Below are 13822 nucleotides of genomic sequence, written 5' to 3'. Positions count from 1 at the left end.
GGCTTCTTTTTTTGCCGATGTTCAGAAGAATTAAGAAGAAAAAACGAAGAAATTTAAATTTCTTGACAAGGCATACGTTTGCATGGTAATTTCTTCTAGAAGGAAACCGGTTTCCCGAATTGCAATGCAGTGAGGCAAGTGATGGAAATGCATGTACAGTCTAACACAGGTTTTGTAAACGCTTTTATGAGAGGGAGATGAGAATGAAACGTAAACCATGGCTTATTCCCGTTCTAATCACGTCCATTGTTCTTTCGATCACGATGAATTTATTTGTGGTCCCGCCGTCGCAGGTTGAAGCCGCCAGCATAGGCACCGTTACCGAAAATGATACGATTTATCAGATTATGGTTGACCGCTTTAATGATGGGGATACAACCAATAATGCCACCGGTGCAGCAATCCGTTACGGGGAGAACTCGGAAGAAGATTTCCGTTACATGAAGGGCGGCGACTGGCAGGGGGTTATTGATAAGCTCCCCTACATTCATAACATGGGATATACGGCAATCTGGATTTCTCCGGTCGCTGAGCCACAAATGACGAACCGCGAGAACAACGGCACCGGGAAAAACACGGCTTATCATGGATACAACGTGAAGAACCCGAATGCTGCCAACCCTTATTTCGGAACAAAAGAAAAACTTAAGGAGCTGGTAGACAGCGCCCATGCTCTGGGAATAAAAGTGGTTATTGATGTGGTGCCGAATCATATTGGGGACTACATGCTCGGCAGTCAGGCTTATTATGATATACCGTCATTGCAGCCGGCAGCCCCTTTTAATAATACGTCCTGGTATCATCATAACGGAGATATCAATTGGTCGCTGGCCGACGGAAGATATGATCAGTGGGCTCAGGACTACCTGGAGAATCATGATCTCGGCGGGCTGGATGATATCGATTTCGATGTTCCGGCGGCCAAGCAGGCTGTGTTCAGTTCTATCAAGGGCTGGTTTGATTATACCGGGGCGGATGGCGCCCGTGTCGATGCAGCCAAGCTGATGAAGCCTACGGACATTGGAGAGCTGGAGGATTTGCTGGGCGTCAATACCTTCGGTGAGAACTTTGACGGCAATGCCGAATTTGTCTCCCGCTGGGTAGGCAGCAGCAAGGAATGGGGGATGCTCGACTTCCCGTTGTTTTTCTCCGTGCTGAACAGCTTCGCTTATGGCCAGTCTTTCGAGTCCAACATCAAAAGTACACTGGCGCTCGATTCCCTTTACAATGGAAATGCTAACCATATGGTCACCTTTATAGATAATCATGACCGCAACCGTTTCCTGACGGAAGCCGGAGGAAACGTCGAGAAGCTGCAAAATGCTTTGTCCTTTATTTTCACTGTACGCGGAACCCCGGTGGTCTTCCAGGGCACAGAGCAGAATAAGGGCAACGGCAACGGCCAGATTATGACCGGCGGAATCGCCGATACCTGGAACCGCTGGTCGATGGTGAAACGGGATTCAGGCGGCAATGTGATTCAGAACTATTTTAATGAAGACGCGAGCACCTTCAAGCATATCGCCAAGCTGAATGAAATCCGCAAAAATAACCCGGCCCTGCGTACCGGCACCCAGCGTGAAATGTGGTCTGCACAGAACCTGTATGCATTCTCGCGCCGCATTGACACCGGGGCCAATGTCGGCCAGGAGGTCATCTCTGTATTCAGCAATGCCTCAAACGGTTCGCAGACCCTCACTATCCCGCTGCGCGCTGAAAGCACACTGACTGCGGGAACGGTTCTGGTGAACCAATTCAATACGTCTGACAAAGTGACAGTGCAAGCGGGAGGAGCAACGGGCAAGCAAATCACAGTAACTGTGGGCGCAAATAGCGCCAAAGTTTACTCCAAAACACAGCCTGTTTCAGAAAATGAGCCTCCGTCTGTGCCAACCAATGTGACAGCCACTGTCAAAAATGCATCCAGTGTGCTGGTAAGCTGGACAGCGTCCACGGACAACGTTGGGGTAACCGGCTATGAGGTTTACCGCAATGGCGTCAAGGTTGGGACTACTTCTACCACATCTTATACGGATAACGGGTTAGCGGGTAATACCAGCTATTCTTATACAATAAAAGCTTATGATGCTGCTTCCAACCTGTCGGGATTCAGCTTAGCCGCTCTTGTTCTCACACCTGCGGGGAACAATGTGACGATTTATTACAAGCAGGGCTATACCACACCTTATATCCATTACCGTCCGGCCGGAGGGACCTGGACGACGGCACCTGGTGTAGCCATACCGGCAGCCGAGGTGGCAGGTTACAACAAAATAACTGTCAATATCGGCGCTGCCACCCAGCTTGAGGCCGTCTTCAACAACGGAAGCGGCACATGGGACAGCAACGGTGGCAGCAACTATTTCTTCGGCACCGGCACCTGGACCTATACGCCGACCGGAAATATCCAATCCGGCGGACCCGTGGCGCCGACAGCTACACCAACGGTGACACCGACTCCAACGCCGACAGCCACACCGACGGTGACACCTACGCCAACAGCGACACCGACGGTGACGCCAACACCAACGCCGACAGCAACAGCAACACCAACACCAACGCCAACAGTGACGCCAACTGCGACACCAGTGGGCGATACGGCGACGATCTATTATAAGAATGCGGCTTTCAGTAATTCCTATATCCATTACAAGCTGGACGGTTCAACGACCTGGACGACCACGCCGGGCGTGCAGATGGAATCATCCTCCTACGCGGGTTATAAAGTACTTACGATTCCGCTGGGCAACGCTGCGGGTCTGACCGCTGCCTTTAATAATGGCAGCGGCACATGGGACAGCAATGGCGGAAATAATTATCACTTTGGCGCAGGGAGCTCAAGTCTGGTGAACGGCAGCCTGTCAGCCGGAGAACCGCAAGCAGACAGCGTAACGTTCCGGGTCAGTGTTCCGGGGACTACGCCTGCAAGCGGACCGGTGTATCTGACCGGCTCCTTTAACAGCTGGAACGCAGCAGACCCGGCTTATCAGCTGACCAAGGGAAGCGACGGCGTATATTCGATTACGCTCAGCCTGCCTGCAGGAACTGCTGTGCAGTATAAGCTCACCCGCGGAAGCTGGGCTGCCGTGGAAACCGCCACAGGCGGTGCTGACATCGCCAACCGGACACTGACACCGGCAGGCGGAGCGCAGACAGTCACACTGACCGTTCAGCGCTGGAAGGATCTATAGCAGCTACCATTAAATCTCTGCAACACTAATCGGTTTCCCAATGGATGTTTATAAACAAGGAGCGGCTCCCCGGGAGGCCGCTCCTTGTTGTATGTTCAAATATAATTTATATGCTTCACACTATAAATTATCCTTCTATTTCTCTCTGAACCGGATACCGTCCTTTTGAGGACGGCAAAGCCGTCTCCGCTTGCGCAATTTCTAGCTTAGATGTCTTAACGTGGATTCCCGGGCTATAAGCTCCGGTTCCAGCAGCAGCTGTCGTGATCCCGTATTTTTGCTCTGGATAAGATCCATCAGCCATTGGCCGGAGGTTACCCCAAGCTTGAAGGTATCTATATTCAATGAGGTCAGGGGAGGTGTGGTGTATCGGGAGAAAGGATATTCATCAAAAGCGGCCACACCGAGCTGTGCGGGGATTGCGATGCCTAGCTCGCGGGCGGCTCTTAGCACGCCGAAGGCGACATAATTGGTCATACATACGATGCAGTCGGGCCGGTCACCACCCTGCAGAAGCTGCATGGCGGCGCGGTAGCCTTCATGCTCGTCGGCTTGCCCATTCACAATTAATCTTTCCGGGGCGGACCTGCCTGCCTGGTTCAAAGCCTTAAGATAGCCGTTTAAGCGGGAGGTGAAGATTCGCTCATGCGGCTCTCCGCCAATGAAAGCGGGCTGGGAGTAGCCCTGCTCCAGCAGGTGGCGTGTCAGCATTCTGCCGCCGGCTTCATTATCGAAATCCACCCAGCTGGCCGGATCGTTGCTTTCGCCAATGGAGATGTAGGGAAATCCAAGCTGATCGAGCTGCGCGGACAGTTCTTCCGTCAGAACTGAATTGTTAGCGATAATTCCGTCGACACGCTGATTGTAGACCAGTCTGTTCAGGAAATCTCCTTCTTCATCATTATGCTGCACATTGCAGAGGGTCAGCTCATATTTCAGCGGACCGATCACGCTCTCTATTCCACCTATAATGTTATAGAAGAATTGATTCAGAAATTCGCTTCCTTTGGACATGTCAACCAGCAGCCCCACGGTATTACTGCTCTGCCTGGCAAGACCGGTGGCGATGCTGCTCGGGGTATAGTTCATTTGTTTCATAATTTCACGGACTCTGCGTTTGGTGTCCTGCGAAATTTTCGGAGAATCGTTCAGTACCTTGGAGACAGTAGACTTGGCGACATTGGCGGCTTTTGCAACATCCGAAATCGTTACTTTCATTAGATTTCCCTCTCGAATTTAACAGGTTTTGTAATGATAATACCATAAATCGGGTGGAGCCTTAATGTTTTACGTCTCTGCTGGAAGCACATGCTGTCCTATTTTTACACTGCGTTGATAATTGCCTGGAGAACTGGTATTTTAGCCAAAATGGAGGTAGGATGTTCTCAATGACATAATGACAAGGAAGAGGATTTTCAGATGAAACCGTTTCGTATCCGGCTTACTTTTATACTGATGACTATGATCGGGATTTCCATGATCGGCGCCGGACTTACCATGGCCCAATTGTTTAAAGACTCCCATATTGCGGCCCTGGAGGAAAACATGTCCCGGGAAATAAAGCTGCTCTCCGGAACGCTTCAGTTTGCCGATATGAACAGCTCCGGCGCATTGAATTTCTATACGGAGCAGGCCAAGCATATCTCTAAGCTGACCAATTCACGGATCACCTTCATTACCAAGGACGGCAAGGTTATCGGCGATTCGGAGAAGGATCCGCTGCAAATGGACAATCACTCCACCCGTGAGGAGGAAGTGCTGGCCGCCAAGGAAGGAATCGGACGGGCGATCCGTTACAGTGATACACTCGACCGGCAAATGCTGTATGTAGCCGGAGCTGTAGTCTCGGATCAGGGGTTCGACGGTTATATCCGGCTCTCCATGGAGCTGAACGCGGTGACGGAAGGACTCAGCCGGGCTTGGCTGATTATGGCCGGGGGACTGGTTCTGCTGTTTATTGCAGCAACCCTGGTGAGCTACAAGGTGGCTTCAAGCATGACCTCTCCGCTGGAGCAGATTACACGAGTGGCCCGGCGTATTACCGACCTGGATTATGATGCCCGAGTGCCGATGAAGCGTAAGGATGAGATCGGTCAGCTTGCCACAGCAATCAATGCCATGGCCGACAGCCTGCAGACCCAGCTGAAGACGATCCGTGACAACGAGGATTTGCTGCAGAGCGTGCTGGATAATATGACCGGCGGCATTGTGATGATCAATGCGGAGGGCGAGATCGCGCTGCTGAACCGGGCATCGGAACATCTGCTGGACGTGAAGAACAGTGAAATGGCCGGTTATTCCTACAAGGAAATTAAGCATCATTATGAGCTTACCCGATTGATTGACGAGGGAGTTACCCGTAAGGAGGCAATCCACGAGGAGCGGAGCATTTATAACCCGGCCGAGCGGATCGTCCGGCTTGACGGCGTGCCGATGATGCAGGATGGCTCTTACCGGGGCATGTTGTTCCTGCTGCAGGAGGTGACGGAAATCCGCCGTCTGGAGAAGATGCGCAGTGAGTTCGTGGCCAACGTCTCACATGAGCTGAAGACACCGGTGGCTGCGGTAAAAGGATTTGCCGAGACCCTGCTTGGAGGCGGCGTTACGGATGAGAAGACGGCACGTTCTTTCCTGCAGATTATTTATGATGAGAATGAACGGTTGAACCGGTTAATCGGGGATATTCTGGAATTGTCCAAAATCGAATCGAAGCGCGTGCAGCTCGAATGCTCTCCTGTCCATTTAATTGAATTTTTTGATTCCGTACTGGGGACGCTCAGCAAAGTGGCAGAAAAGAAAAAAATCAGCCTCAGTGCAAATGTGCCGAACGAGCTGTTCGTCGAGGGTGACGAAGACAAGCTGCGCCAGATCTTTATGAATCTGCTCTCCAATGCAATCAATTACACGCATGATGGGGGAAGTGTGAAAGTAACCGTCGTCAACGGCCATAAAGCGGACGGCACGGAAACGGTTGTCTTTACCGTCAGCGATACCGGCATGGGCATTCCCCGCAAGGATTTGCCGCGGATTTTTGAACGCTTTTACCGGGTGGATAAGGCGAGATCGAGAAGCTCTGGCGGAACCGGCCTCGGATTGTCAATCGTGAAGCATCTGGTGGAGCTGCATCGCGGTTCGATTACGGTGGAGAGTGATCTCGGCATCGGCAGCTCGTTTATTCTGGAATTGCCGCTGCTGCAGGAGCAGGCAGAATAGGATGAAGCCCCGTTTACAGCTGGACACGCTCCCGGCAGTGCGTTTTCAAATTTGCCAGTGAGCCCTTCAAGGTTTACTATGGAATTGAATTCTTTTTAAAAATTCAGAAGTCTTTAAGATTTTACACCGAGTTAACATTCCGGTGATATGATGGGCTTGCGAACTGATTTGTAAATTTAAAAACATATGAAGACGGGGGAACCTATGGCACAACGATTGCTTGTCATTGAAGACGAACCGACGCTGGCACGGCTGCTGTCCTATAATTTGACGCAGGAAGGTTATGAAGTGACGGTGGAGGATCATGGAACGGCAGGATATGACCGTGCGACTAGAGAACCTTTTGACCTGATCGTACTGGACCTTATGCTTCCGGGAATGAACGGGATTGATATTCTTGATAAACTGCGCGGACAAGGCATCCGTACGCCTGTTATCGTGCTGACTGCCAAAAATGCCGAAGAGGATGTAGTCCGCGGCCTTAAATCCGGTGCTGATGATTATATAACTAAACCTTTTGGTGTATCGGAATTGCTTGCCCGGGTCAGCGCTGTACTCCGGCGGATCTCCGGACTTGCCGAAGAAGTCCAGCCGGAAGCTGTTGTATCGGCATCAACGATTATTCTGGGACAGCTGGAGATTTACCCTGAACGGTATGAGGTTTCTCTGGGCGGAGTCAGCATTAATCTGCGGCCCAAGGAATTTGAGGTGCTGCTGTATCTGGCTCGCAAGCCGGGCGTGGTGCTGACGCGCGATGATTTGATGAATGCCGTGTGGGGCTTTGATTATATTGGCGGACAGCGGACGGTGGATGTCCACGTCAGCTCACTGCGCAAGAAACTGGAGCTTGATCCGGAATCGGTCCATATTGATTCGATTCGCGGTGTAGGTTACAAACTGGTAGTTAGCAAGAAAAGAGCGCCTGTCATTTGAAATGACGGTGTTCTTTTTTTAAAATATACAAAGAAATGAAATAATAAGATCACCGGCATTTCGTGAAAACGGGACGATTGTTACCGATTTTACACTGCGTTAACAATTCTCTTCAACTGTATTTACACTGAAAGCTTATCATGGGGAACGAAGATGATGAGAAGGAGACGCAAAAACTAATGAAATCCATCATTGACATAGAGAAACTTGATCTCTACTATGAGTCTTTTCATGCACTGAAGGCTGTGGATCTGCAGATTCCGGAGAAACAGGTGACAGCTTTTATCGGTCCCTCCGGCTGTGGTAAATCTACATTACTGCGCACACTAAACCGTATGAACGACATGATTCCCGGAACACGTATTGAAGGTAAAGTGAACATCAGCGGCAAAAATATTTACAGCGACGAGGTTGAGGTGGAGAGCCTGCGCAAGCAGGTCGGCATGGTATTCCAGCAGCCTAATCCATTTCCCAAGTCGATCTACGACAATGTGGCTTACGGCCCCCGTCTGCATGGCGTCCGCGCCAAAGCGGAGCTGGACGAACTCGTAGAACAAAGTCTGCGGCAATCCGCGCTTTGGGAGGAAGTTAAGGATTTTCTGAAGAAATCTGCACTTAGCCTGTCCGGTGGACAGCAGCAGCGTCTTTGCATTGCCAGAGCGCTTGCGGTACAACCGGATATTCTGCTGATGGATGAGGCAACCTCCGCGCTTGACCCGGTATCCACACTGAAGATTGAGGAACTGGTACAGGAGCTGCGCGATAAGTACACCATTGTTATGGTCACACATAATATGCATCAGGCGGCCCGGGTGTCGGGCAAAACCGTGTTTTTCCTGAACGGTGTAATTGTAGAGGCTGCGGATACAGAACTGTTGTTCTCCAATCCAAAGGACTCCCGCACAGAAGATTATATATCCGGCCGCTTCGGCTAACCCCCACAGGGACCCGTGCCTGGAAATGACAAGCTGACCATACGTTTTTGAGGAGGATCGCTTTTATTATGATTCGCAGAAAAGAATTCGATAAAGATCTGGAAGAACTACGCAGTCTGCTGCAGCAGATGGGCGAGCATGTAACGGATGCTCTGGAAGGTGCAATCGTAGCTTTGCAGACTCTTGACACCGTACGTGCACAAGAAATCGTCAAAGCCGATTTACGGCTGAATGCCATGGAAGACAGAATAATGGAAATCGGTTCGCGGCTGATTATCACCCAGCAGCCCGTAGCCAAGGACCTGCGCCGAATTATTGTTGCGTTCAAAATATCCAGCGATCTGGAGCGTATGGGTGATTTGGCACTGGATGTTGCGAAGGTTACGCTGCGCATTCAGGGCCAGCAATTGATCAAACCGCTGGTGGATATTCCGCGGATGGCTGAAATTGTGGCCGTCATGATCGACGAGGCGATTCAATCCTATCTGGATGAGAACACCGATCTGGCGTACAAGATGGCCCAGGATGACGACCAGGTCGATCATTTGTACAGTGCAACGATTAATGAACTGTACACTTATATGGTGGAAAAGCCGGAATCGCTGAATCAGGCGATGCTGTTGACGCTGGTTGGACGCTATATCGAGCGGATTGCCGATCACGCCACCAACATCGGTGAAAGTGTGGTTTATCTCGTAACAGGCAAACGCCCGGATCTGAATCAATAACGAAGGCACGATAGAGCCGGTGCTGGCTGACCTTGTACAGCAGCTCCGGATGAATTTTGCGTGTACCTACTAAGCAGCAAGCTCCTGTACTGGAGGCTTGCTGCTTTTTTCATTTTATTTAGAAGCTAAGCGGTTTTAGCAAGGGTAATAATGGAAATCCTACATTAAATACATAAACTTCGGGCGCTTTCTCTAATTAGCAGGCAGGAACTTGCTTTACCGGTAGAATCCGCAGTTCATTTCGGATGTCTTGGTTCTTTTTTGAGCGGGGCATATGTTACTATGTAGGGAGTAAGCAAGATAAAGGCGAGGTGCTATAGTGGACAAGTTGATACTAATCGATGGAAATAACATCATTTATCGCGCATTTTTCGCCATGCCGCCGCTGACGAATACGGCGGGGCAGCAGACAAATGCGGTATACGGATTTACGACAATGCTGCTGCGTTTAATAGAGGAGCATAAGCCGAGTCATCTGATCGTTGCATTTGATGCCGGGAAGATTACATTCCGGCATGAAGGGTATGAGGATTATAAGGGCGGCCGTCAAAAGACACCGCCGGAGCTCTCCGAGCAGTTTCCGATGCTGAAGGACCTGCTGCGTGATATGGGGGTGCCGCAGTTTGAGATTTCCGGTTACGAAGCTGACGATATTATCGGCAGCATCTCGCGTGAGGCTGATGAAGCCGGACGCCAGGTAATGATCGTGTCCGGGGACAAGGATATGCTGCAGCTGGCCTCTGAGTATACGACGGTGGCACTGGTCCGTAAGGGCGTTACAGAAGTCGAGCTGTACGGGCCGCAGCAAATCCGCGAGAAATACGATCTGACGCCGGAGCAGATCATCGACCTTAAGGGGCTGATGGGCGATGCCAGTGATAACATTCCCGGAGTGCCTGGCGTAGGCGAGAAGACCGCACTTAAGCTGCTGCACCAGTTCGGTTCGGTCGAAGGCGTGCTGGCCGGAACCGGCGAGCTGAAGGGCAAGATGAAAGAGAAGCTGGAGGAACATGCGGACAGTGCTGTGATGAGTAAGAAGCTGGCAACGATCTACCGCGAGGTTCCGCTGGAGCATGCCTGGGAGGATATGGAATTCACCGGAATTAAGGGGGATACCGCCGGCCCGGCACTCGCCAAGCTGGAATTCAAATCCCTACTTGAGCGCCTGTCGCTGAGCGCTTATTCGCCCAGCAGTGATGGAGCTATTGAAGCGGTTGAAGCTGCCGTCCTGGATATTACCATCGTCGGTGAAAGTGAGCTGGAGGACTTGATCTCCGCTCTCCCGGGCATTTCCGCGCTACATGTGGAATCAAACGGTGAGAACCCGCACCGTGCAGAAGTGATTGGCCTTGGCCTGTCTTCGCCGGAGCGGCATTACTTCGTGCCGTTTGCACTGCTGCAGAGCCATGCTGCAGCTCCGCTGCGGGCCTGGCTGGGAGACAGCAAGGCACCGAAGAGCGGTTACGATCTGCACCGCGCCGACCTGGCGCTGCATTGGCAGGGGATTCCTTTTGCCGGAGCAGCCGATGATGTGCAGCTTGCTGCGTATCTGCTGGATCCGACGGAAGCGAATCAGAACCTGAATGATCTTACCGCCAAATATGGCCTGCCCCGCTTATCTCCGGATGAAGAGGTGTTCGGCAAAGGCGCCAAATATAAAATACCGGAGCTTGAAATCCTCGGCAATCATGTGGCGCGCAAAAGCGCTACCGTGCTTGGTATCGTCGAGAAGCAGCAGCAGGAGCTGACCGAGACGGCAATGACCGGACTGTTCGAAGATCTCGAAATGCCGCTGTCGCGCATTCTTGCCGATATGGAAAAACAGGGAATTGCCGTCAATAAAGAAGATCTTAAAGAGCTGGGGAAAGAATTCGAAGCCCAGATTTCCAAGCTGGTTGCTGAAATCTACGAGATATGCGGAACCGAGTTCAACCTGAATTCGCCTAAGCAGCTCGGGGAAATCCTGTTTGTGAAGCTGGGTCTGCCTGTCGTCAAGAAGACCAAAACAGGCTATTCCACTGATGCCGAGGTGCTGGAGAAACTGGCCCCTTATCATGATGTGGTGCGTCTGATCCTGCAATACCGCTCGATCGCCAAGCTCCAGTCCACCTATGTAGAGGGGCTGCTCAAAGAAGTCTCCGAAGTGACCGGTAAGGTTCATACCTTCTACCGGCAGACCATTGCCGCAACAGGAAGGCTTAGCAGCCAATTTCCGAACCTGCAGAACATTCCGATCCGGCTGGAGGAAGGCCGCAAGATCCGCAAGGTCTTTGTACCGTCCGAACCGGGCTGGTCAATTCTGGCGGCAGATTACTCGCAGATCGAACTCCGCGTGCTGGCACATATTTCCGGTGATGAGCGGATGAAGGAAGCCTTTCTGCATGATATGGATATTCATACCAAGACAGCGATGGATGTGTTCGGAGTCACGGCTGACCAGGTAGACAGCAACATGCGCCGGTCCGCCAAGGCGGTTAACTTCGGCATTGTGTACGGCATCAGTGATTACGGACTGTCGCAGAACCTGGGGATTTCCCGCAAGGAAGCATCACATTTTATTGAGCAGTACTTTGAAGTATATGAGGGTGTACGCCGCTACATGGACGATATCGTGATTGATGCCCGCAAGCAAGGTTATGTAACCACGCTGCTGGAACGCCGCCGCTATCTGCCGGAGATCAATGCGAAGAACTTTAATCTGCGCTCATTTGCCGAACGTACGGCGATGAATACCCCAATTCAAGGGACGGCTGCAGACATTATCAAGCTGGCTATGGTCCATATGGACAAGGCGCTGTATGAGCGCGGGTTGAAGAGCCGCATGCTGCTGCAGGTGCACGATGAGCTTGTCTTCGAGGTGCCGGAAGATGAGCTTGAGCTGATGAAGGAACTGCTGCCCAAGGTTATGGCCGGCGCGCTCACGCTCTCTGTGCCGCTGAAAGCAGAGGTAAGTTATGGAAGTAACTGGTATGAGGCGAAATAGAATCCCCGCAGGCCCGGCAATTCCGGTATAATGGAGGAGAGGTGAGCTATTATGCCGGAATTGCCGGAAGTAGAAACAGTCAAGAGAACACTTAATGAATTAATTAAAGGCAAGCAGATAGAGAATGTCACCGTCCGGCTGCCGCGGATTATCCAGCGTCCGGACGATACTCAGGCTTTTGCCCATATGCTGGCAGGCCATAGCGTGGTTCATGTGGAGCGCAGAGGCAAGTTTCTGCGTTTTGTATTTGATGGTTTGGTAATGGTCTCCCATCTGCGGATGGAGGGCCGGTACGGTCTTTTCCAGGGAGATGAGCCGCTGGACAAGCATACGCATGTCATCTTCCATTTCACCGACGGCACCGAGCTGCGTTATACGGATGTGCGTCAGTTTGGTACCATGCATTTATTCCAGCCGGGTGAGGATCTTCTTCTTAAGCCGCTGAGCAAGCTGGGGCAGGAACCGCTTGATCCTTCCTTTACAGTGGAGAGATTCAAGGGAATTGTCTCCGGCAAAAACACCAAAATCAAGCCGCTGCTGCTGAATCAGGAATATGTGGTCGGCATCGGCAATATTTATGTAGATGAGGCGCTGCACCGCGCCGGAATTCACCCTGAGGTGAGCGCGAAGGCGCTTACGGAAGAGCAGTTGAACAAGCTGCATCATGCGATTGTGGCAACGCTGACTGAGGCGGTGAATGCCGGAGGCTCCTCTGTGAAGTCGTATGTCAATGGCCAGGGAGAAAGCGGCAGCTACCAGCAGCAATTGCTCATTTACGGACGCAAGGACCAGCCCTGCGCCACCTGCGGTACACTCATTGAGAAGAGTGTTGTAGGCGGCCGGGGCACTCATATTTGCCCAAGCTGCCAGCCTTTGGCTGCGGCAGTTAAGTAGGGCATCGCACTAGAGCAAGAGATGATTTACAGGCATCATACACCACTGCTGTTCATGCTGCTGCAAAAGCGAGGCACCGACTGTCTGTCCCGCCCATATACTGTGTGAAGAATGCTCAATAAAGCGAACGGAGCCCGCGGAACGTTCCGCACGGGCTGCCGGTTCTTCACGGGAGGGATTGCGGGTGCTCAGCCCCTTGTTTTCATTGCTGCTGCTGGCTTTTGCCCTGAGCTTGGACGGTTTTGGTGTAGGCATTACATATGGACTCCGCAAAATGAAAATACCGCTGCTCTCCATTATGATTATCTCGCTTTGCTCGGGGATAGTCATTTGTGTCTCTATGCAGGTCGGTGTACTGCTGGCGAAGGTGATTTCACCGCAGGCCGCTTCAAGCATCGGCGCGATTATTCTGGTCCTGATGGGCTGCTGGTCCCTCGTCCAGATGCTGATTCAGAAGGAGAAGGAGCACAGTCCGGGAGGACGGGAGACAGGAACGGTACTGCTGTCAGGAGTGGCTTCCAAGGGGGAGGCTGCAACTGCTGACCTTGCAGATACGACTGCGGATTCTGTGAGTGAGATCGAAAAAGACGCGCAGAAGGCGGCAGTCTTTTCACTGGAGCTCCGCCATCTCGGGGTGGTCATCCAGATTCTCCGTACGCCGTCTTCGGCCGATATGGACGCCTCCGGGAGCATTTCCTCCATGGAAGCGATGCTGCTCGGAATAGCACTGTCGCTGGATGCTTTCGGAGCGGGTCTTGGGGCTGCACTGCTGGGATTCAGTCCGGTATCCACCTCACTTATGATCGCCCTGTTCAGCGGAACCTTTCTACTGCTGGGCATGAGAACAGGCCTTAAGCTGTCTGGACGTTACTGGATGAAGCATGCTGCCGTACTGCCTGCGTTAATGTTAATTGCAATGGGAATAATGAAGCTATTATGAGGTGA

9 protein-coding genes are annotated in these 13822 nt (G+C 51.8%); 8 read left to right on the top strand and 1 reads right to left on the bottom strand.

Annotated elements, in window-relative coordinates:
- The first annotated feature begins 203 nt into the window (after window positions 1–203).
- Window positions 204–3191, top strand: coding sequence for a carbohydrate binding domain-containing protein (locus tag NYE29_RS33780; protein WP_340899463.1), 2988 nt, complete (start codon window positions 204–206; stop codon window positions 3189–3191).
- Window positions 3192–3392: 201 nt separating this feature from the next.
- Here the strand turns inward: NYE29_RS33780 and NYE29_RS33775 are convergent, their stop codons facing one another.
- Window positions 3393–4409: a LacI family DNA-binding transcriptional regulator gene (locus NYE29_RS33775; protein WP_340899462.1), complete on the bottom strand. Its 1017-nt coding sequence runs from the start codon at window positions 4407–4409 to the stop codon at window positions 3393–3395.
- A gap of 201 nt (window positions 4410–4610) precedes the next feature.
- Here NYE29_RS33775 and pnpS point away from each other — a divergent pair, with 201 nt between their 5' ends.
- The 7 genes from pnpS to NYE29_RS33740 all read left to right on the top strand — a co-directional run bounded on the left by pnpS (window position 4611) and on the right by NYE29_RS33740 (window position 13817).
- On the top strand, window positions 4611–6404 hold the full coding sequence (gene pnpS, locus NYE29_RS33770; RefSeq protein WP_076110647.1) for a two-component system histidine kinase PnpS: 1794 nt from the start codon (window positions 4611–4613) through the stop codon (window positions 6402–6404).
- A 204-nt stretch (window positions 6405–6608) separates the two neighbouring features.
- Entirely contained in the window at window positions 6609–7337 is a 729-nt protein-coding gene (locus NYE29_RS33765) for a response regulator transcription factor (RefSeq protein WP_038588964.1), read from the top strand.
- A gap of 179 nt (window positions 7338–7516) precedes the next feature.
- Window positions 7517–8272, top strand: a complete 756-nt coding sequence (pstB, locus tag NYE29_RS33760; RefSeq protein ID WP_038588967.1) for a phosphate ABC transporter ATP-binding protein PstB — start codon at window positions 7517–7519, stop codon at window positions 8270–8272.
- A gap of 68 nt (window positions 8273–8340) precedes the next feature.
- Complete coding sequence (gene phoU, locus NYE29_RS33755; protein ID WP_076110645.1) at window positions 8341–9000, top strand: phosphate signaling complex protein PhoU; 660 nt, start codon at window positions 8341–8343, stop codon at window positions 8998–9000.
- Between the two features lie 319 nt (window positions 9001–9319).
- On the top strand, window positions 9320–11983 hold the full coding sequence (gene polA, locus NYE29_RS33750; RefSeq protein ID WP_340899460.1) for a DNA polymerase I: 2664 nt from the start codon (window positions 9320–9322) through the stop codon (window positions 11981–11983).
- 51 nt (window positions 11984–12034) lie between these two features.
- Window positions 12035–12877 carry a DNA-formamidopyrimidine glycosylase gene (mutM, locus tag NYE29_RS33745; protein ID WP_340899458.1) on the top strand — a complete coding sequence of 281 codons (843 nt, stop codon included), beginning with the start codon at window positions 12035–12037 and terminating at the stop codon, window positions 12875–12877.
- Between the two features lie 184 nt (window positions 12878–13061).
- Window positions 13062–13817 carry a manganese efflux pump gene (locus NYE29_RS33740; RefSeq protein ID WP_340899457.1) on the top strand — a complete coding sequence of 252 codons (756 nt, stop codon included), beginning with the start codon at window positions 13062–13064 and terminating at the stop codon, window positions 13815–13817.
- The last annotated feature ends 5 nt before the right edge of the window (window positions 13818–13822 follow it).

It is taken from the genome of Paenibacillus sp. FSL M7-1046 (assembly GCF_038007405.1).
In the GTDB taxonomy this organism is placed as follows: Bacteria; Bacillota; Bacilli; order Paenibacillales; family Paenibacillaceae; genus Paenibacillus_AQ.
This window is presented reverse-complemented; position numbering and strand designations above follow the sequence as displayed.

Coding starts and splice junctions, on each gene's coding strand:
- NYE29_RS33780 (WP_340899463.1), top strand. CDS start 204: ATGAAACGTAAACCATGGCTTATTCCCGTTCTAATCACGTCCATTGTT.
- NYE29_RS33775 (WP_340899462.1), bottom strand. CDS start 4,409: ATGAAAGTAACGATTTCGGATGTTGCAAAAGCCGCCAATGTCGCCAAG.
- pnpS (WP_076110647.1), top strand. CDS start 4,611: ATGAAACCGTTTCGTATCCGGCTTACTTTTATACTGATGACTATGATC.
- NYE29_RS33765 (WP_038588964.1), top strand. CDS start 6,609: ATGGCACAACGATTGCTTGTCATTGAAGACGAACCGACGCTGGCACGG.
- pstB (WP_038588967.1), top strand. CDS start 7,517: ATGAAATCCATCATTGACATAGAGAAACTTGATCTCTACTATGAGTCT.
- phoU (WP_076110645.1), top strand. CDS start 8,341: ATGATTCGCAGAAAAGAATTCGATAAAGATCTGGAAGAACTACGCAGT.
- mutM (WP_340899458.1), top strand. CDS start 12,035: ATGCCGGAATTGCCGGAAGTAGAAACAGTCAAGAGAACACTTAATGAA.